Origin of the sequence: Streptomyces albiaxialis, assembly GCF_039530985.1 — a bacterium.
GTDB lineage: Bacteria > Actinomycetota > Actinomycetes > Streptomycetales > Streptomycetaceae > Streptomyces > Streptomyces albiaxialis.
Genome location: NZ_BAAAPE010000010.1, coordinates 1 through 16,483 on the forward strand (window position 1 = coordinate 1; position 16,483 = coordinate 16,483).

Annotated in this window: 17 protein-coding genes; 6 read left to right on the forward strand and 11 right to left on the reverse strand. The window is 71.8% G+C overall.

The genetic code is table 11. The features are described 5' to 3' along the window. Positions 1-276: 276 nt before the first annotated feature. Positions 277-945 (reverse strand): DNA-3-methyladenine glycosylase, encoded by a 669-nt coding sequence (locus tag ABD343_RS19780; protein WP_344530010.1) that lies wholly within the window; start codon positions 943-945, stop codon positions 277-279. A gap of 135 nt (positions 946-1,080) precedes the next feature. Here ABD343_RS19780 and ABD343_RS19785 point away from each other — a divergent pair, with 135 nt between their 5' ends. Then, complete coding sequence (locus ABD343_RS19785) at positions 1,081-1,863, forward strand: sporulation protein (RefSeq protein ID WP_344530012.1); 783 nt, start codon at positions 1,081-1,083, stop codon at positions 1,861-1,863. Here the strand turns inward: ABD343_RS19785 and ABD343_RS19790 are convergent. Further along, positions 1,860-2,291, reverse strand: coding sequence for a barstar family protein (locus tag ABD343_RS19790; protein WP_344530014.1), 432 nt, complete (start codon positions 2,289-2,291; stop codon positions 1,860-1,862). The genes ABD343_RS19785 and ABD343_RS19790 overlap by 4 nt on opposite strands. 161 nt (positions 2,292-2,452) lie before the next feature. On the opposite strand from ABD343_RS19790, the gene ABD343_RS19795 reads away from it, so the two are divergent. After that, positions 2,453-2,992: a YbhB/YbcL family Raf kinase inhibitor-like protein gene (locus tag ABD343_RS19795; protein WP_344530016.1), complete on the forward strand. Its 540-nt coding sequence runs from the start codon at positions 2,453-2,455 to the stop codon at positions 2,990-2,992. Between the two features lie 368 nt (positions 2,993-3,360). Continuing rightward, a complete protein-coding gene (locus ABD343_RS19800) occupies positions 3,361-3,897 on the forward strand; it encodes an HNH endonuclease (RefSeq protein WP_344530018.1) in 537 nt (178 codons plus the stop codon). Positions 3,898-3,924: 27 nt separating this feature from the next. On the opposite strand, the gene ABD343_RS19805 is transcribed toward ABD343_RS19800, so the two are convergent. The 4 genes from ABD343_RS19805 to ABD343_RS19820 form a co-directional block, all read right to left on the reverse strand. Beyond that, positions 3,925-4,692: a sulfite exporter TauE/SafE family protein gene (locus ABD343_RS19805; protein ID WP_344530020.1), complete on the reverse strand. Its 768-nt coding sequence runs from the start codon at positions 4,690-4,692 to the stop codon at positions 3,925-3,927. Between the two features lie 58 nt (positions 4,693-4,750). Continuing rightward, positions 4,751-5,731, reverse strand: coding sequence for an SPFH domain-containing protein (locus ABD343_RS19810; protein ID WP_344530022.1), 981 nt, complete (start codon positions 5,729-5,731; stop codon positions 4,751-4,753). A gap of 72 nt (positions 5,732-5,803) precedes the next feature. Next, the gene (locus ABD343_RS19815; protein ID WP_344530023.1) at positions 5,804-6,226 is read right to left on the reverse strand and encodes an NfeD family protein; all 423 of its coding nucleotides are present in this window, start codon (positions 6,224-6,226) and stop codon (positions 5,804-5,806) included. A gap of 21 nt (positions 6,227-6,247) precedes the next feature. Then, a complete protein-coding gene (locus ABD343_RS19820) occupies positions 6,248-7,039 on the reverse strand; it encodes an ABC transporter ATP-binding protein (protein ID WP_344530025.1) in 792 nt (263 codons plus the stop codon). Positions 7,040-7,143: 104 nt separating this feature from the next. Between ABD343_RS19820 and ABD343_RS19825 the strand changes: the two genes are divergently transcribed. Further along, on the forward strand, positions 7,144-7,977 hold the full coding sequence (locus tag ABD343_RS19825) for a hypothetical protein (protein ID WP_344530027.1): 834 nt from the start codon (positions 7,144-7,146) through the stop codon (positions 7,975-7,977). 77 nt (positions 7,978-8,054) lie between these two features. Here the strand turns inward: ABD343_RS19825 and ABD343_RS19830 are convergent, their stop codons facing one another. The 4 genes from ABD343_RS19830 to ABD343_RS19845 all read right to left on the reverse strand — a co-directional run bounded on the left by ABD343_RS19830 (position 8,055) and on the right by ABD343_RS19845 (position 10,578). After that, complete coding sequence (locus tag ABD343_RS19830) at positions 8,055-8,300, reverse strand: chaplin (protein WP_344530029.1); 246 nt, start codon at positions 8,298-8,300, stop codon at positions 8,055-8,057. 125 nt (positions 8,301-8,425) lie between these two features. Continuing rightward, positions 8,426-8,671 carry a chaplin gene (locus ABD343_RS19835; protein WP_344530031.1) on the reverse strand — a complete coding sequence of 82 codons (246 nt, stop codon included), beginning with the start codon at positions 8,669-8,671 and terminating at the stop codon, positions 8,426-8,428. A 115-nt stretch (positions 8,672-8,786) separates the two neighbouring features. Beyond that, positions 8,787-9,428 (reverse strand): response regulator, encoded by a 642-nt coding sequence (locus tag ABD343_RS19840; RefSeq protein ID WP_344530032.1) that lies wholly within the window; start codon positions 9,426-9,428, stop codon positions 8,787-8,789. Further along, positions 9,421-10,578, reverse strand: coding sequence for a GAF domain-containing sensor histidine kinase (locus tag ABD343_RS19845; RefSeq protein WP_425578227.1), 1,158 nt, complete (start codon positions 10,576-10,578; stop codon positions 9,421-9,423). Before ABD343_RS19845 ends, ABD343_RS19840 begins: the two co-directional genes overlap by 8 nt. Positions 10,579-10,921: 343 nt before the next feature. Between ABD343_RS19845 and ABD343_RS19850 the strand changes: the two genes are divergently transcribed. Then, positions 10,922-11,728, forward strand: a complete 807-nt coding sequence (locus ABD343_RS19850) for an aggregation-promoting factor C-terminal-like domain-containing protein (RefSeq protein WP_344530034.1) — start codon at positions 10,922-10,924, stop codon at positions 11,726-11,728. Positions 11,729-11,816: 88 nt separating this feature from the next. Here the strand turns inward: ABD343_RS19850 and ABD343_RS19855 are convergent, their stop codons facing one another. Then, a complete protein-coding gene (locus ABD343_RS19855) occupies positions 11,817-14,504 on the reverse strand; it encodes an ABC transporter ATP-binding protein/permease (protein WP_344530036.1) in 2,688 nt (895 codons plus the stop codon). A gap of 234 nt (positions 14,505-14,738) precedes the next feature. Between ABD343_RS19855 and ABD343_RS19860 the strand changes: the two genes are divergently transcribed. After that, positions 14,739-16,439 carry a streptophobe family protein gene (locus ABD343_RS19860; RefSeq protein WP_344530038.1) on the forward strand — a complete coding sequence of 567 codons (1,701 nt, stop codon included), beginning with the start codon at positions 14,739-14,741 and terminating at the stop codon, positions 16,437-16,439. The last annotated feature ends 44 nt before the right edge of the window (positions 16,440-16,483 follow it).

Below are 16,483 nucleotides of genomic sequence, written 5' to 3' on the forward strand. Positions count from 1 at the left end.
AGGAACGGACGCTTCCTTCGAAACCATTTCACCGGTTTCTCCGGGCGCTTCCCTTCGGTGTGTCCACTACGTTAACGGATTTCCCCGGAAGCTCCTAATCGGGCTTCTGGAGTCTGTTTTCGGCGTGCCGAAAGCGACCCCAGCTTGGGGTGTGTCGTAGGTAGTGAGTTTGCCGCTTGTGGGAGGTGTTCTCACTGGACTCTGAGGTCTCGGTGACTGGCCGTCCCGTTTCAAGCGGCTCGACCAACATTAGGCCTCGGTCCCACCTGCGTCAAGTCAGCTCCGGCGGCGCCTCGGCTGGTGTGGCCGGTATGGGCTCACTGTCGGGTCGTCGGCGATCCAGAAGCGCCAGGGGTGGTGGGCTCCCTCCCCGCCCACTCCCGTGCGGGGCCCGCTTCGGACACTGCTCTCATGTGCCCGGTCACCTGCGAAGACGCGGAGCGGGGCCGTGTCGTCGACGGTGCACAGGTCGGTGCCGTTGAGGGCACGGTCGACATCGAGGGCCGTCGCCAGGCGGGCCGGGCCCTTGGCCAGTTCTGTGTCCTTGCGGGCCTTCGGTCGGCGCCGGCGGGCCTGGTCCTGGCCCCTGCGGATCTCGCCCCCGCGCAGCAGGACACCGCTCGCGTGGCCCTCCGGGCCGCAGACGAGGTTGAGGCTCCACCACATCCCGTAGATGAAGTAGACGTAGGCGTGGCCGGGCGGGCCGAACATGGACGCGTTCCGCTGCGTACGTCCCCGGTACGCGTGGGAGCCGGGGTCTGCCTCGCCCGCGTACGCCTCGACCTCGGTGATGCGCAGCTCCACCGGGCCCTCCTCTGTCGTACGGACCAGGACCTGGCCGAGCAGGTCGGGTGCGACATCCAGGACAGGGCGGTCGAAGAAGGAGCGGGGAAGCGGTACGAGGGCGCCGGGGGTGTCCAGTGCGGTGTCTCGGCCTGCGATCATGCCCTCCGAGCGTACTGGAGCGCGCGAGCGGACCGATCGGGTCCGGCCCCGGAGGAACCGGGGAGCCGCCCGGGGCGTACCTAGTCGTAACGAGTCGGCCGGGGCGGAACGCGTCCCGGCGTGGGGAGGAATGAGATGGGCTTCAAGAAGCTGTTCGCGAGCGTGGGCATGGGTGGCGCGTCGGTGGACACGGTGCTGCACGAGCCGAACGCGGTGCCCGGTGGCGTCATCCAGGGTGAGGTCCGCATCGAGGGCGGGTCCGTCGCGCAGGAGATCCAGGGGCTGTCCGTGGGTCTTCAGGCGAAGGTCGAGGTGGAGACCAACGACGGGGAGATGAAGCAGAACATCGAGTTCGCGCGGCAGCAGCTCGGCGGGGCGATCACCCTGCAGGAGGGGGCGCAGCACGCGGTGCCGTTCAGCTTCGAGGTCCCGTGGGAGACGCCGATCACGGACGTGGACGGGCAGCACCTGGCCGGGATGAACCTGGGGCTGACGACCGAGCTGGCCATCGCGCGGGCGGTCGACTCGACGGACCTGGACCCGGTGAGCGTCCACCCGCTGCCCGCGCAGCAGGCAATCCTCGACGCGTTCATCCAGCTCGGCTTCCGCTTCAAGTCCGCCGACATGGAGAAGGGCCGCATCCGGGGCACCCGGCAGCAGCTCCCCTTCTACCAGGAGATCGAGTTCTTCGCGCCGCAGCAGTACCGGGGGCTGAACCAGGTCGAGCTGTCCTTCGTCGCGGACTCGCGCGGGATGGACGTCGTGCTGGAGATGGACAAGAAGCCGGGCCTGTTCTCCGAGGGCAGCGACTCGTACCGCGCCTTCCAGGTGGACTTCGCGAGCTACCAGCAGACGGACTGGAACGCGTACCTGAACCAGTGGCTGTCCGAGGTGGGCGGCAAGCGCAACTGGTTCTAGCCGAGCAGGACGGTGAGCGGCGTCTCCCGTACGGCCCAGAAGCCGACGGCCGCGGTGAAGATCTCGGCCGCGGCGTCGGCTTCCCGGGGCGCCGCCTCCTCGAAGGCCGACCAGCTCGTCACGAGGACGAGGTAGCCGCGGGTCTCGCCCCACCAGGAGAGGTCGGTGAGGACATCGGCGAGGGCGTCCCAGTTGCGGCCGAAGTACTCGGGGAGTTCGAGGCCGCCGACGCAGCGGTCCATGAACTCGGCCTTGGTCGTGACGCCCGCCAGGTCCACCACGGCGTCGACCCATCCGGCGGCGTCGGCCTGCATCAGGGCGTCGGGCCCCACGGAGGGCAGCCGGTAGACGCCGGGCGGCACGGTGCCGTCGAAGAGGCCGGGCAGGTCGTCCTGGGGCAGTTCGGGCAGTTCCACGGGGCTGGTCATGGGTCGCACCACCGCTTCGGAGTCTCGTCGTGGTCAGTCTCGGGGCATGGGGCAGGGGTGGATGAGCGCGTGCCGACGCACTTGGACATGGTGGCAAAGACCGGCGTTCAGGCTCGTTAGGCTGGCCGGTACAGCGATTCGCGCGATGAGGAGGATCCGACGTGACGGACCAGCAGCGGCGCCCACTCCCCCATGACTTCCATCCCCCGGTGCCGTCGTTCCGAGTGACGAGTGACGACGTCCAGGAGGGTGGCACCCTGGGTTCCGCGCAGGTGTACGCCGAGGGGAACACCTCGCCCCATCTGCGGTGGGAGGGCTTCCCGCCGGAGACGAAGAGCTTCGCGGTCACCTGCTTCGACCCCGACGCGCCGACCGGGAGCGGCTTCTGGCACTGGTCGGTGATCGACATCCCGGCGGACGTGACCGAGCTGCCCGCGGGGGCGGGTACGGGCGACATGAAGGGGCTCCCCGAGGGCGCCGTCCACGTACGGAACGACTACGGGACCCGTGATTTCGGGGGCGCGGCCCCGCCGCCCGGGGACGGCGACCACCGTTACGTCTTCACGGTCTACGCGGTCGAGAGCGAGAAGCTGGGCCCTGACGCGGACGCGTCGCCCGCGGTGGTGGGCTTCAATCTGCGGTTCAAGGCGATCGGCCGCGGTCAGCTCGTCGGCGAGTACGGCATTCCCGCCGGGGACTGACCGGTCTCTTTTCCGTACGCATAAATCCGTTGCGCCGCGCGTCCCGCGCGGCGCACTGTTTCTTTCGGGCAGTCGGTACCGCGCGCACCGCCGCGACGGGGGCGGCTGGGCGCTCGTGTCTGCGTCCTTTCGCCTGCCGGAGTCCGGCCGGGGGCCGGATGACCGCGCCGGCTGCCTGTGTTCTTCCTTCCGCCCGCGTTCTTCCTCGTTCTCCCCGGTTCTCCCGCGTTCTTCCGCTTTCCCCGCGCTGTTTCCGCTTCCGCCATCTCCCGTACAACGCGGGGAAATTGCGTTGTCGGCCTGCGAGGACACCGGCACAGTGGAGCCACCCGCCGCCGGGGCGGGCCGGTGAGTGGGAGGTGGGCGGGATGCGGGAGACGCTGGTTCTCAACGCGAGCTTCGAGCCGCTGTCGACGGTGACGCTGCGGCGCGCTGTCGTGCTGGTCATGCAGGACAAGGCCGTCGTCGAGCAGTCGCACCCCGGCCTCCGTGTGCGCGCCGCGAATCTGGAGCTTCCGGTGCCACAGGTGATCAGGCTGTGCCGGTACGTGAGGGTGCCCTTCCGACAACGGGCACCGTGGTCGCGGCGCGGGGTCCTCGTACGGGACCAGCACCGGTGCGCGTACTGCGGGCGCCGGGCGACCACGGTGGATCATGTCGTTCCCCGGTCGCGCGGCGGCGGGGACACCTGGCTGAACACGGTCGCGGCGTGTGCGGCGGACAATCACCGCAAGGCCGACCGGACGCCGGGGCAGGCGGGGATGACGCTGCTGCGGAAGCCGTTCGAGCCGACACCGGCGGACGCCCTGCTGCTGGCCCTCGGGCTCAAGGAGGGCGAGTCGCTGCCGGAGTGGCTGACCGTGAGCGGCCGCGGCCGGCCGTCGGCGGTGCCCGCGTCGGCCTGAGCGCGGGGAGCCTAGGCGGTCCGGGCGTCAGCGGAGGACGAGCTGCACGATGGCGACGATGCCGACGGCTACGATGACGCCCCGCAGGACTCCGGGGGCCAGCTTGCGACCTATACGGGCGCCGAGCTGGCCCCCGAGTGCTGAGCCGACGGCGATGAGGACGACGACCAGCCAGTCGAACTCGGCGACGAAGAGGAAGAAGATCGCGGCGACGCCGTTCACAACGGCGCTCAGCACGTTCTTGACGGCGTTGAGGCGCTGGAGGTCGTCGTTGAGCAGGGCGCCCATGAAGCCGAGGTAGATGATGCCCTGGGCCGCGCCGAAGTAGCCGCCATAGGCGCTGGAGCAGAGGATGCCCGCCTGGAGGGGCAGGCCTCCGTGGGGGTGGGCCTCGCTGCCGTTCCGTTCGCGGCGGGCCTGGACGGCGCGGGCGAGGCGGGGCTGGAGGACGACCAGGACCAGGGCGATCGCCACGAGCACCGGGACGATCATGTCGAAGGCGCTGGACGGCAGGGTGACGAGCAGGATCGCGCCGCCGAGTCCGCCGAGGAGGGCGGCGGCGCTGAGGCGCAGGACGCGCTGGCGCTGGCCGCGGAGTTCGGCGCGGTAGCCGATGGCCCCGCTGATCGAACCGGGCACGAGGCCCAGGGAGTTGGACACGTTGGCGGTGACCGGGGAGAGGCCCGTGGCGAGGAGCACCGGGAAGGTGATCAGCGTGCCGGAGCCGACGACGGTGTTGATGGTGCCCGCGCCGATGCCTGCGGCGAAGACGGCCAGGGCCTCCCAGATGGTCACGCGTAACCCCTCGGGTTGATCGGTGTCTGTGCCACCGATCATGCCCGAGGGGTACGGGTCAGGAGTCGAGCGGGGGCTGCTCGCGGGGCGACTTGGTGATGCCGGGGGTGGCGGGCGTACCCGGCGCCTGGGGCTTGCCGCCGCTGCCGCCGCTGTCGCCGCCGCCGGGGCGGAAGCCGTCGAGCGCGCCGCCGAGGCCCTTGAGCGCGTCGCCGATCTCGCTGGGGACGATCCAGAGCTTGTTGGCGTCGCCCTCGGCGATCTTCGGGAGCATCTGGAGGTACTGGTAGGAGAGCAGCTTCTGGTCCGGGTCGCCGGCGTGGATGGACTCGAACACCGTACGGATCGCCTGGGCCTCGCCCTCGGCGCGGAGGGCGGCGGAGCGGGACTCGCCCTCGGCGCGGAGGATCGCGGACTGCTTCTCACCCTCGGCGGTGAGGATCTGCGACTGGCGGACACCCTCGGCCTGGAGGATCGCGGCGCGCTTGTCGCGGTCGGCGCGCATCTGCTTCTCCATCGAGTCCTGGATGGAGGTCGGGGGCTCGATGGCCTTGAGCTCGACGCGGTTGACGCGGATGCCCCACTTGCCGGTGGCCTCGTCGAGGACGCCGCGCAGCGCCGCGTTGATCTCCTCGCGGGAGGTCAGGGTGCGCTCCAGGTCCATGCCGCCGATGATGTTGCGCAGCGTGGTGACGGTAAGCTGCTCGATCGCCTGGATGTAGCTCGCGACCTCGTACGTCGCGGCGCGGGCGTCGGTCACCTGGTAGTAGATGACGGTGTCGATGTTCACGACCAGGTTGTCCTGGGTGATCACCGGCTGCGGGGGGAACGGGACGACCTGCTCGCGGAGGTCCACACGGTTGCGGACGGTGTCGATGAACGGCACCACGATGTTGAGGCCGGCGTTCAGGGTGCGCGTATAGCGGCCGAACCGCTCCACGATGGCGGCGCTCGCCTGCGGGATGACCTGGATCGTCTTGATGAGTGCGATGAAGACAAGCACCACCAGGATGATCAGGACGATGATGATGGCGTCCATCGCCGTTTGCCCCCTGCATTCTTTATATGACGGTGCGTCAAGAGTTGCTGCTCGTACGGTTGCTGTGCGCTATCACATCACGACAGCGGTGGCCCCGTCGATCTCGACGACGTCCACTTGACTACCGGGTTCGTAGCTCTCGTCCGAGTCGAGCGAGCGGGCCGACCAGACCTCTCCCGCGAGCTTGATACGGCCGCCGTGGCCGTCGACCTTTTCCAGCACGAGGGCCTGTCGCCCCTTGAGCGCCTCGACGCCGCTGGTGAGCTCGGGGCGCTCCGCCCGCATCCGGCGGGCGACGGGGCGCACCACGAGGATCAACGCGGTGGAGACGGCGGCGAAGACGACGACCTGCGCCACGGGCCCCCCGCCCAGTCCGGCCGTGACGGCGCCCGCGACGCCCCCGACGGCGAGCATGCCGAACTCCGGCATGGCGGTGAGCACGAGCGGGATTCCCAGCGCTGCGGCGGCGACCAGCCACCAGACCCAAGCGTCCACACCGCCATGGTAGGCCCGCGATCAGCGCAGCGGCAGGCCCTGTGCGGTCCAGCGGTCCCCGTTCATCTCCACGACCAGGGGCAGGCCGAAGCAGAGGGAGAGGTTCCGGGAGGTCAGTTCGGTCTCGATCGGGCCCGCGGCCAGCACCTGTCCCTGGCGGAGCATCAGGACATGGGTGAAGCCCGGCGCGATCTCCTCGACATGGTGCGTGACCATGAGCATCGAGGGGGCGTACGGGTCGCGCGCGAGCCGTCCGAGACGGCGCACGAGGTCCTCGCGCCCGCCGAGGTCGAGCCCCGCGGCGGGCTCGTCGAGCAGCAGCAGTTCGGGGTCGGTCATCATGGCGCGGGCGATCATGGTCCGCTTGCGCTCGCCCTCGGAGAGGGTGCCGAACTTCCGGTCGAGCAGGTCGTTCATGCCGAGGCGGTCGAGGAAGGCGAGGGCGCGCTCCTCGTCGACCTTCTCGTAGCTCTCCTGCCAGTGCGCGGTCATGCCGTACGCCGCGGTGAGCACGGTCTCCAGCACGGTCTGGCGCTTGGGCAGCTTGTCGGCCATCGCGATGCTGGCCATCCCGACGCGGGGGCGCAGGTCGAAGACGTCGACCGAGCCGAGCCGTTCACCGAGGATCGTGGCGGTGCCGCTGCTCGGGAAGAGGTACGTGGAGGCGATGTTGAGCAGGGTGGTCTTGCCCGCGCCGTTCGGGCCGAGGATGACCCAGCGCTCGCCCTCCTTCACGGACCAGGAGACGTCGTCCACCAGAGCACGTCCGTCGCGGACCACGGATACGTCCACCAGCTCCAGTACTTCGCTCATGAGCGCGTTGTCTCCTATTGCAGTCGCGTTTTTGTGCCTGTGGGCACATTCCCCAGGGAAAACCTACGCCACCGTGTCCGACGTACGTTCCCTAGGCTTGGTTCATGCTCATGGAACCTCGTTCCGGGCGGCTGGCCGCCTGGGGTAACGCGCTGATCGCCGGTCTCGTCTCACCCGACGAGGCGGCCGAGCGGATCACAGGGGACGACGCCCGGCACCGCGTGGTGACGCCGGGCTCGCAGGAGGGCCCGGCCGGGCTGACGCTCGCGCTCGGGCAGTTGCGCGCGCGGGGCGCTTCGAGCCTGCTGGTGGCGCTCCCCGCGCCGGGGCATCCGCTGGGTCTGAGCGGCCCTCCGGAGTTCAACGCCCATGCGCTGGAGGCCGGTGAGGCGGTGGTCGTCCGGGGTGCCGGGGTGGGGCTCGTGCCGGTGGTGACCGAGGCGGGGCCCGGGGGCGGGGACGTGGACCCGGAGGACACGCATGTGGAGGTGGCCTGGGAGTGCCTGCCCGTACGGGAGGCGCCGCCGGCCGACGTGCCGTCGCTGGGTGAGGCCGAGCGGGAACTGGCCGAGGCGATGCGGGACGCGACGGAGCTGCTGACGCGGCTGGACGTGGCCGGTTCGGGGCCGGTGGCGGACGCGGCCCTGGAGGCGTACCGGGCGCGGATGGAGGCGGGGCGCAAGCTGCTGGCGCCGGGCTATCCGCCGCGCGCGGTACGGGTGCTCGAACTGGCGCAGCGGGTGGGCGCCCTGGTCTCCATCGCGTACGGGGACGGGGGCGACGGGCGGGCGCACGGCGGCGCGGTCAGCGCGTCGGAGATCGCGGCGCGCTCGGAGGCGCTGCGCCCGGTCGAGCGGACGGCGCGGCGGGCGCAGGTCGCGGCCTACAACGCGTACGCGGAGGAGACGGAGCGGCGACGGGACGCGGAGCGCCCCTGAGGGGCGGGGAGACATGCGACAGGCCCTGTGGACCGCGTGGTCCGCAGGGCCTGTCGCTTCCCTGGAGGGGGCGCAGATCAGACGTTCTGCGCCTGGTTCCCGAAGGCGGAATTGAGCACTCCGACGACGTTGACGGAGTTGCCCGAGAAGTTCACCGGGACGTGGACGGGGGCCTGGACTGAGTTGCCCGAGCCCACACCCGGCGAGTGGTGCGCCCCGCCGTTGGCGGCGGCTCCTCCGGTGGCGAACGCTGAGCCAGCGGTCGCACCGGTGGCGACGCCTGCGGCGGCGATCACGAGTGCGGCCTTCTTGGCGGTGTTCATGGGGTGGTCCTCCTGGAGTTCGCGGCCCCCCGGAGGGGACCGCACGCTGAGAAACGGACGGGCCGAGGCGGACGGCACGGTCCGGGCGCGTCATCCGCTCGTTCGGCCCAATCGGCGGATCAACGTCAGTGGTTGACGCTGCCGTTGGCGAAGGCGGGGTTGAGGATGCCGACGACCGAGGCGGTGTTGCCCGTCGCGTTCACCGGGACGTGGACGGGGAGCTGAGCCTGGTTCCCCGAACCGACGCCGGGCGACTTGGTGGCAACACCGTTGGCGGTCGCGCCCCCGTGCGCGGCGGCGGCGCCGGCGCTCGCGGCCAGCACGCCGCTGGCGGCCATGGTCACCGCCGCTGCCCTCTTCAGGTTCTTCACTGTCTTGACCCTCCTTGCGAGTGGCCGCGGCCAGCCGCCGCGGCACGCCATGGAGAACGGGTCACGGTCAGTGAGGATGCGCCGTCGAGAAGACGACCACACGACAGTATGAATCTCAGCCTGTCAGCCCGTGACGCACCGCCCACAGGGCCGCCTGGGTGCGGTCCGCGAGATCGAGCTTCATCAGGATGTTCGACACATGGGTCTTCACGGTCTTCTCCGAGAGGACCAGGGCGCGGGCGATCTCGCGGTTGGAGCGGCCGTCGGCGATGAGGCCGAGGACCTCGCGCTCGCGTTCGGTCAGCGCCGAGCCGCGCCCCGCGCTGCCGTACGCGTCGTCGTCGGAGAGCAGGGCGCCCGCGACCTCGGGCTGGAGCAGGACGTGACCCGCGTGGACGGAGCGGATGGCTCCGGCGAGCGCCTCGGGGTCGACGTCCTTGTAGACGTACCCGGCGGCGCCCGCGCGCAGGGCCGGGACGACCGTGCGCTGCTCGGTGAAGCTGGTGACGACCAGGACGCGGACCGGGTTGCCGCCCTCGCGGAGCTTGCGCAGCGCCTCGATGCCGTCGGTGCCCGGCATCTTGACGTCCATGAGGATGATGTCGGGGCGCAGCTCCTCGGCGCGGGCCACGCCCTCGTCGCCGTCTGCCGCCTCCCCCACGACCTCGATGTCGTCCTGCACTTCCAGGAACGTGCGCAGCCCGCGCCGTACGACCTGGTGGTCGTCGACGAGCAGCACACGGATCGGGTCAGCCACCGGGCACCTCCATTTCGACTGCGGTGCCCTTGCCGGGCTCCGACTGGACGGTCAGCGTGCCGCCGACGCCGTTGGCCCTGTCCCGCATGGAGACGAGGCCGAGGTGGCGGCCCGCGCTGCGGACGGCGCCGGGGTCGAACCCGGTGCCGTCGTCGGTCACGGTGAGGACGGCACCGGCGCCGCGGCGTACGAGCGCGACGTCGACGCGGGCCGCCTGTGCGTGCCGGAGGGCGTTGTGCAGGGCCTCCTGGGCGACGCGGAGCAGGGCCTCCTCCTGGGCCGCGGGCAGCGCCCGTACGCCCTCGCAGGTGAAGGTGACGGCGGCGGAGTGGGCGCGGTCCAGGACTCCGGCCTGGGTGCGCAGGGTGGCGACCAGGCCGTCCTCGTCCAGCGCCGTGGGGCGCATCTCGACGACGGCGGCGCGCAGTTCGTCGGCGGCCTCGGCGGAGAGGCGGGCGATCTCGTGCAGCTCTGCCTTGGCGCGGTCCGGGTCGCGGTCGACGAGCGCGGTCGCGGCCTGCGCGGTGAGGCGGAGGGAGAAGAGCTTCTGGGCGACGGCGTCGTGCAGCTCGTGGCCGATGCGGGCGCGCTCGCCGGCGATGGTCAGCTCGCGGCTGCGCTCGTAGAGCCGCGCGTTGGTGAGGGCTATGGCGGCGTGCTGGGCGAGGAGGCGCAGCAGCTCCTCGTCGTCCTCGGTGAAGGCGCAGGTGCCCTTGCGGGTGGTGGGGCGCTCGCCGGGTGCGCAGTGCTTGTTGGCGAGGAAGAGGGCGCCGAGGACCTCCTCGCCGTCGGCGATGGGCATGCCCAGGAAGTCGGACATGTCGGGGTGTGCCTTGGGCCAGCCGCCGAAGCGGGAGTCCTTACGGACGTCGGCGAGGCGCTGGGGCGTGGCGTCCTGCAGCATCGCGGCGAGGATGCCGTGCTGGCGGGGCAGGGGGCCGATCGCCTTCCACTGCCGGTCGCTGACGCCCGCGACGACGAACTGGGCGAAGCCGCCGTGGTCGTCGGGCACACCGAGCGCCGCGTATTCGGCGTCGAGGAGATCGCGGGCCGAGGCGACGATCGTCTGGAGGACCTCGCGCACGTCGAGCTGTCTGTTCATGGCGAGCAGAGCTGCGCTGACGGCGGCGAGTCCGGAACGGGGGACCATGCCGATCACCGTACCGGCGGGGTGCGGCGGCGGTATCGGGCAGCGGCCGTGCCGGGGGCGGGGCCCTGGTCCTAGGTCCGGGGACCTAGCGGGCACCCCTGTGTGAGGCCCGGCACAGGACGGATGTCACATACGGGGGTGCTTAGTGGGAGCAGGATGCGGTTCCGCGGGGCGGGCGACGGGAGGGGGCGAAGGGGCGGGCGGGGCGCCACGAAGCGGGGTAGTAATCGGGACCTTTGCCCCTTTCTTCGCCCGCCGCTAAGAATGGCCCGCGCCGCAGGCCGCCTCGCGGTTCCCCAGCGGCTTCCCAGCGGTTTCCCCGTCGAGAGAGGTTCCCCTCCGTATGTCCGCTTCCCAGGGCTCCGCGCCGCAGCATCGCCGGCCGCGCCGCTTCACCCGGCTCCAGAAGATCTCCGCGGCCGCGGGCGTCGCCGCCGTGGGGGCCACGGTGCTCACGACGGGGCTCGGTTCCGGACAGGACGAGGGCGAGGTCGAGGTGGCCGGGGGCGACATCGCGGTGCAGCCGGTGGCCTGGAAGATGGCGCAGCAGGGCCCGGAGACGCAGCGGAAGAGCGTCCAGGAGCAGTCGGCCCAGGCGGGCGAGCGCGCGCGGGCGGAGGCGAAGCGGAAGGCGGAGGCGGCGAAGAAGGCCGCCGCGAAGAAGAAGGCGGAGGCCGTGAAGCGCGCTGCGGATGCCCGTAAGGCCGAGGCCGCGGAGAAGAAGCGGAAGGCGGAGGCGGCGAAGGCCGCCGCCGAGCGCGCCCGGAAGGGCGCCGCGAGCCGCTCCGCGGAGCGCGCCCCTGCCTCGTCCGCCCCGTCCACCCCGTCCGCCGGGCGCTCCGCCGCCCCGGCCGCGCCCTCGGGTTCGCCGCAGCAGATCGCGCGGCAGATCATCGGCGACGACGCGCAGTTCCAGTGCTTCTCGCAGATCGTCGAGCGCGAGAGCGGGTGGCGCGTGAACGCGCAGAACGCGAGCAGCGGCGCGTACGGGCTCGTCCAGGCCCTGCCCGGCTCGAAGATGGCATCGGCGGGCGCGGACTGGCGCACCAATCCGGCCACGCAGATCAAGTGGGGCCTGAGCTACATGAAGTCCACGTACGGCAGCCCGTGCGGCGCGTGGTCGTTCTGGCAGGCCAACAACTGGTACTGACCGTCCCCCCACGGGAGAAGGGCGGCACCCCCGGTCCGGGGGTGCCGCCCTTCCTCGTACGTGCGCTGTTCCTCGTCCGTGCCGCGCGCTACTTGCGCATGACCTCCGGCTCGTGGCGCCGCAGCAGGCGGGCCACGACGAAGCCGCAGGCGATGCCCATGGCGAGCAGGACGAACATGTCGAGCGCCCAGATGCCCGTGGAGTTCTCCCACAGCGGGTCGAGGTCCGTGGGGTTGTCGCGGTCCCACGGCGGCATCGTGTGCGCGAGGTCGAGCGTGGCGCCGGAGGCGCCGACGGCCCAGCGCGAGGGCATCAGCCAGGCGAGCTGCTCGACGCCGAGCTTGCCGTAGATCTGGAAGAGCACGCCGGTGAACACGACCTGGACGATCGCGAACATCACCAGCAGCGGCATCGTCTTCTCCGCCGTCTTCACCAGCGAGGAGATGATCAGGCCGAACATCATCGAGGTGAAGCCGAGGGCGATGACCGCCAGGCAGACCTCCAGCGCGGGCGGCAGGATGACGCCGTCCTCGGGGAGCTTGCGCGGCGTGAGGCCGATGGCGCAGATGATGCCGCCCTGGACGGCGGTGACGAGCCCGAGCACGATGACCTTCGACATCAGGTACGCGGACCGGGACAGGCCGGTCGCGCGTTCCCGTTCGTAGATCACGCGTTCCTTGATCAGCTCACGGACGGAGTTGGCCGCTCCGGAGAAGCACATGCCGACCGCGAGGATCAGCATGATCGTGCCCGCCGCCGAGTTGGAGAGCTTCGGGTTCGGGTTCGGCGCCAGGCCGTGCTCCGCGGGGATCACGGTGCTGACGACGCCGAGCACGGCGGGCAGGATCAGCATCAGCGCCATGAAGCCCTTGTCGGACGCGATCACCGACACGTAGCGGCGGATGAGCGTCCATAGCTGGGAGCCCCAGCTCTGCGGCTTCTGCATGTGCGCGGACGGCGCCGACACCTGCTGGGCCTGCGGGGCGACGGAGTCGAGGTCCGCCGCGTACATCTGGTAGTGCTGCGAGCCCTGCCAGCGGCCCATCCAGTCGTAGTCGCGGTAGTTCTCGAAGGCGGAGAAGACGTCGGCCCACGAGTCGTACCCGAAGAAGTTCAGGGCCTCCTCGGGCGGGCCGAAGTAGGCCACGCCGCCGCCGGGCGCCATCACCAGGAGCTTGTCGCAGAGCTGGAGCTCCGCCACGGAGTGGGTGACGACGAGGACCGTGCGGCCGTCGTCGGCCAGCCCGCGCAGGAGCTGCATGACGTCGCGGTCCATGCCCGGGTCGAGGCCCGAGGTCGGCTCGTCCAGGAAGATCAGCGACGGCTTGGTCAGCAGCTCCAGGGCGACCGAGACGCGCTTGCGCTGACCGCCGGAGAGGGACGTGATCTTCTTGGTCGCGTGGATGTCGAGCTTCAGCTCGGCCAGGACCTCCTCGACGCGCGCGTTGCGCTCGGCGTCCGCGACGTCGCCGGGGAAGCGGAGCTTGGCGGCGAGCCGCAGCGCGGTCCTGACCTTCAGCTCCTTGTGCAGGATGTCGTCCTGCGGGACGAGGCCGATGCGCTGCCGCAGCTCGGCGAAGTGCTGGTAGAGGTTCCTGTTGTCGTAGAGGACCTCTCCGACGTCGGCCGGGCGGTAGCCGGTGAGGGCACGCAGCAGCGTGGACTTGCCGGAACCGGAGGGGCCGATGACGCCGATCAGCGACTTCTCGGGGACGCCGAAGGTGACGTTGTTGAGGATCACCTTGCCGCCGTCGACCTTCACGGTCAGGTGGCGGGCCGAGAAGGAGACCTCACCGGTGTCGACGAACTCCTCGAGGCGGTCGCCGACCAGCCGGAACGTGGAGTGGCCGACGCCGACCGTGTCCTGCGGCGTGATGACGGCCGAGCCGCCCTTGGGCAGCGGCTGGCCGTTGATGTACGTGCCGTTGTGGCTGCCGAGGTCGCGGATCTCGCAGCGGCCGTCGGGCGAGGCACGGAACTCGGCGTGGTGGCGTGAGACCTGCAGGTCGGAGACGACCAGGTCGTTCTCCAGCGCACGGCCGATCTGCATGACGCGGCCGACGGCGACCTGGTGGAACGTCGTCGGGCTGCGGTCGCCGCCGGGGACGCCCTGCGGGCCCGCGCCGTGGCCCGGGCCCTGCCCCTGGCCCGGCATGCCCTGCTGGGGCGGCCGCTGCTGCGGCGGGCCCTGCTGGGCGTACTGCGCCTGGGGCGCCTGGGCCTGGGCGGCCTGCTGGTGCGCCTGCTGCGGTACGTGCGAGCCCTGCTGCTGCCAGCCGGGCTGCTGCTGGTGCTGGGGCTGCTGAGGCTGTTGCGTCTGCTGAGGCGACCAGCCGGGGGCACCGGGACCGCCCGGGCCCGGCTGGGCCTGGGGCGCCGCCTGCGGCGGTGCGGCCTGGGCCGCGCCCTGACGTGCCTCCGGGGCCACCGTCTGGGCGCTGTACATGTTGTCGGCGGCGGTCGAGACGGGCGCCCCCGCGGCGCCCTCCCCGGAGAAGTTGAGCTGGGGACCGTCGGTGGCGTTGCCCAGGTGAACGCTCATCCCGGGGCCCACTTCAAGCTGCTGAAGCCGCCGCCCCTGCACATAGGTGCCGTTCGTGCTGCCGTGGTCCTCTATGACCCAGCTTCGCCCTCCCCAGCGCACCGTGGCGTGCCGCCAGGAGACCCTGGCGTCCTCGATCACCACGTCGCCCTGCGGATCGCGACCGAGCGTGTACGCCCTGGACGGGTCCAGCGTCCAGGTCTGTCCGTTCAATTCCAGTACGAGTTCCGGCACTCCATGCCCCACAAAGTTGTCCCCCGAGGTACCCCCTGCGGAAAGGGAGTCTAGGGATGGCGAACATCGTGGGGAACTATTTCAGGCTTGGCCGCTCAACAGGAAGCCGACCCGGAAGAAGAGCCCTGTCAAGCCCCGTTGACCGGGGCGATACCGGCTCGGACAGTAGAAGTACCCATGGATCCGCTCTGATCATGACTGATGCGGACAACTGGGATACGTTTCGGAGCCGCCATGCACACGGTCGCACACGAGGACCGGGCCCCCGCACCCGCCTCCCCCCGCCTCCCGCTCGCCGGGATCCTGCTGACCTCCCTCGCGGCCGTCGGCTGGTCGCTGCTCGGCATGACGGGCGTCGCGGCGCTGGGGCTCCACCTGCTGGACGCCGACGCGGCGGGCTCGCTGGGCGCGCTCACGGCCGCCGCGGTCGCGCTGGCGGTGGGCGGCTCCGTCGTCCCCGACGGCGACGTGCGCGTCTTCGGCCTCCAGGGCGCCGAGGCCGACGCGGCGCTGGACGTGATGCCCCTGGGCGTGGCCCTCACGGGGGCGCTGCTGCTGGCGCTCGTCTTCCTGCGGGGCCTGCGCGGCGCCCGCGTGCGCGGCCCCCTGCGGCGGGGCGAGCTGGTGGCCCGTACGGGCACGACGCTGGTCCTCTTCACCGCCTCGCTGGGGGCGCTGGCCTGGGCCGGGCGCTCGACCGTGACGATCGACGGCTCCGCGCTGGGGGCCGACGAGCTGAGGGGCAAGGTCGAGGACGAGCTGGGCGGCGGGGTGCTCGGCGACATCGGCGGCGGCTTCCTCGACCGCGTCGGCGACCTGGCCAGGGCGAAGGCGGACGTCGGCTTCCGCGTCGAGCTGCTGCCGACGGTGCTGACGGGCGCGTGCTGGGCGGCCGGGGTGCTGCTCGTCGCGCTGGCCGCCTCGCGGTTCACGCCGCTGCCGCCGGGCCGGTTCTGGGACGGCGTGCACCGTACGGTGCGGCCCGCGGCCTCGGCGTTCACGCAGGTGGCGCTGGTCACGGTGGTCGCAGGGCTGGCCGCCGCCGCGTACGCGGCCGTGGGCGACCCGCACCCGAGGCGCGTGCTGGGCGCCGCGCTCGTGGGCGCGCCGAACGGGACGTGGACGGGTATGCCGCTCGGCCTCTTCGTCGGCTGGAGCGGCCACTCCTCGGGGGCCATGTCCCGGCTGCTGCCCGATCCGCTCGACGATGTGATGCGGCGGGCCGAGGGGGGCGGGGTGACCGTCCGCGACCTCGCCGAGTTGGACGGACGGGTGTGGCTGCTGGTCGTCGCCGCCGTGCTGGCGATGCTGACGGCCGGGGTCCTGACGGCCGCGCGGACGCCGCGCAGGGGCGCGCGGGCGCTGCCGTTCGCGGTGCGCTGCGGGCTGCGGCTCGGGATCGTCACCGGCCTGGCCTGGCCGCTCCTGGTGTGGGTGACCGCCCTCTCGGCGGACGCGGGGCTCTCGGTGCTCGGCGTCGACGCCTACGGGGCGGGGATCGAGATGCGGGGCAGCGTCACGGAGGCGCTGCTCCTGGGCTGTGCCTGGGGCGCGCTCGCCGGTTTCGCGGGAGCCCTGCTGGCCTGCGCGACGGGCGCGGCGGGCCGGCACGCCTCGGTGTACGCGATGGGGCCCGGGGCGGTCACGGAGAGTACGGCGGGGCGTGCGGGGGGTACGTACGACGCGTCGCGCACGTATCCCTCGATCGCGTACGAGCGCGGTCCGTACTGGCCTCCGGCGGGACCGCGCGGCAGCGGCGAGGGGCAGCCGAACCCGTACCGGCGCCAGGCGGAAGGGCGCAGCCCGTACACCGAGCCGACCGTGGACGGGGAGACGCTGCGGCCCCCCGCGCGCCCCGAGCCGCCCCCTCCCGGACCGCCGCCGCCCGGCGCCGGACGGGACCGGCGCGAGCCTCCGGAGGACGGCCGCCGCTGAGGGATCGCGGGACCCGGTGACCGTGCGTCGCCCCTGGCTCACGT

Excerpts from the sequence above, each read along its gene's own strand:
- ABD343_RS19780 (WP_344530010.1), bottom strand. The coding sequence starts at position 945 with ATGATCGCAGGCCGAGACACCGCACTGGACACCCCCGGCGCCCTCGTA.
- ABD343_RS19785 (WP_344530012.1), top strand. The coding sequence starts at position 1,081 with ATGGGCTTCAAGAAGCTGTTCGCGAGCGTGGGCATGGGTGGCGCGTCG.
- ABD343_RS19790 (WP_344530014.1), bottom strand. The coding sequence starts at position 2,291 with ATGACCAGCCCCGTGGAACTGCCCGAACTGCCCCAGGACGACCTGCCC.
- ABD343_RS19800 (WP_344530018.1), top strand. The coding sequence starts at position 3,361 with ATGCGGGAGACGCTGGTTCTCAACGCGAGCTTCGAGCCGCTGTCGACG.
- ABD343_RS19810 (WP_344530022.1), bottom strand. The coding sequence starts at position 5,731 with ATGGACGCCATCATCATCGTCCTGATCATCCTGGTGGTGCTTGTCTTC.
- ABD343_RS19820 (WP_344530025.1), bottom strand. The coding sequence starts at position 7,039 with ATGAGCGAAGTACTGGAGCTGGTGGACGTATCCGTGGTCCGCGACGGA.
- ABD343_RS19825 (WP_344530027.1), top strand. The coding sequence starts at position 7,144 with ATGCTCATGGAACCTCGTTCCGGGCGGCTGGCCGCCTGGGGTAACGCG.
- ABD343_RS19830 (WP_344530029.1), bottom strand. The coding sequence starts at position 8,300 with ATGAACACCGCCAAGAAGGCCGCACTCGTGATCGCCGCCGCAGGCGTC.
- ABD343_RS19845 (WP_425578227.1), bottom strand. The coding sequence starts at position 10,578 with ATGGTCCCCCGTTCCGGACTCGCCGCCGTCAGCGCAGCTCTGCTCGCC.
- ABD343_RS19850 (WP_344530034.1), top strand. The coding sequence starts at position 10,922 with ATGTCCGCTTCCCAGGGCTCCGCGCCGCAGCATCGCCGGCCGCGCCGC.
- ABD343_RS19860 (WP_344530038.1), top strand. The coding sequence starts at position 14,739 with ATGCACACGGTCGCACACGAGGACCGGGCCCCCGCACCCGCCTCCCCC.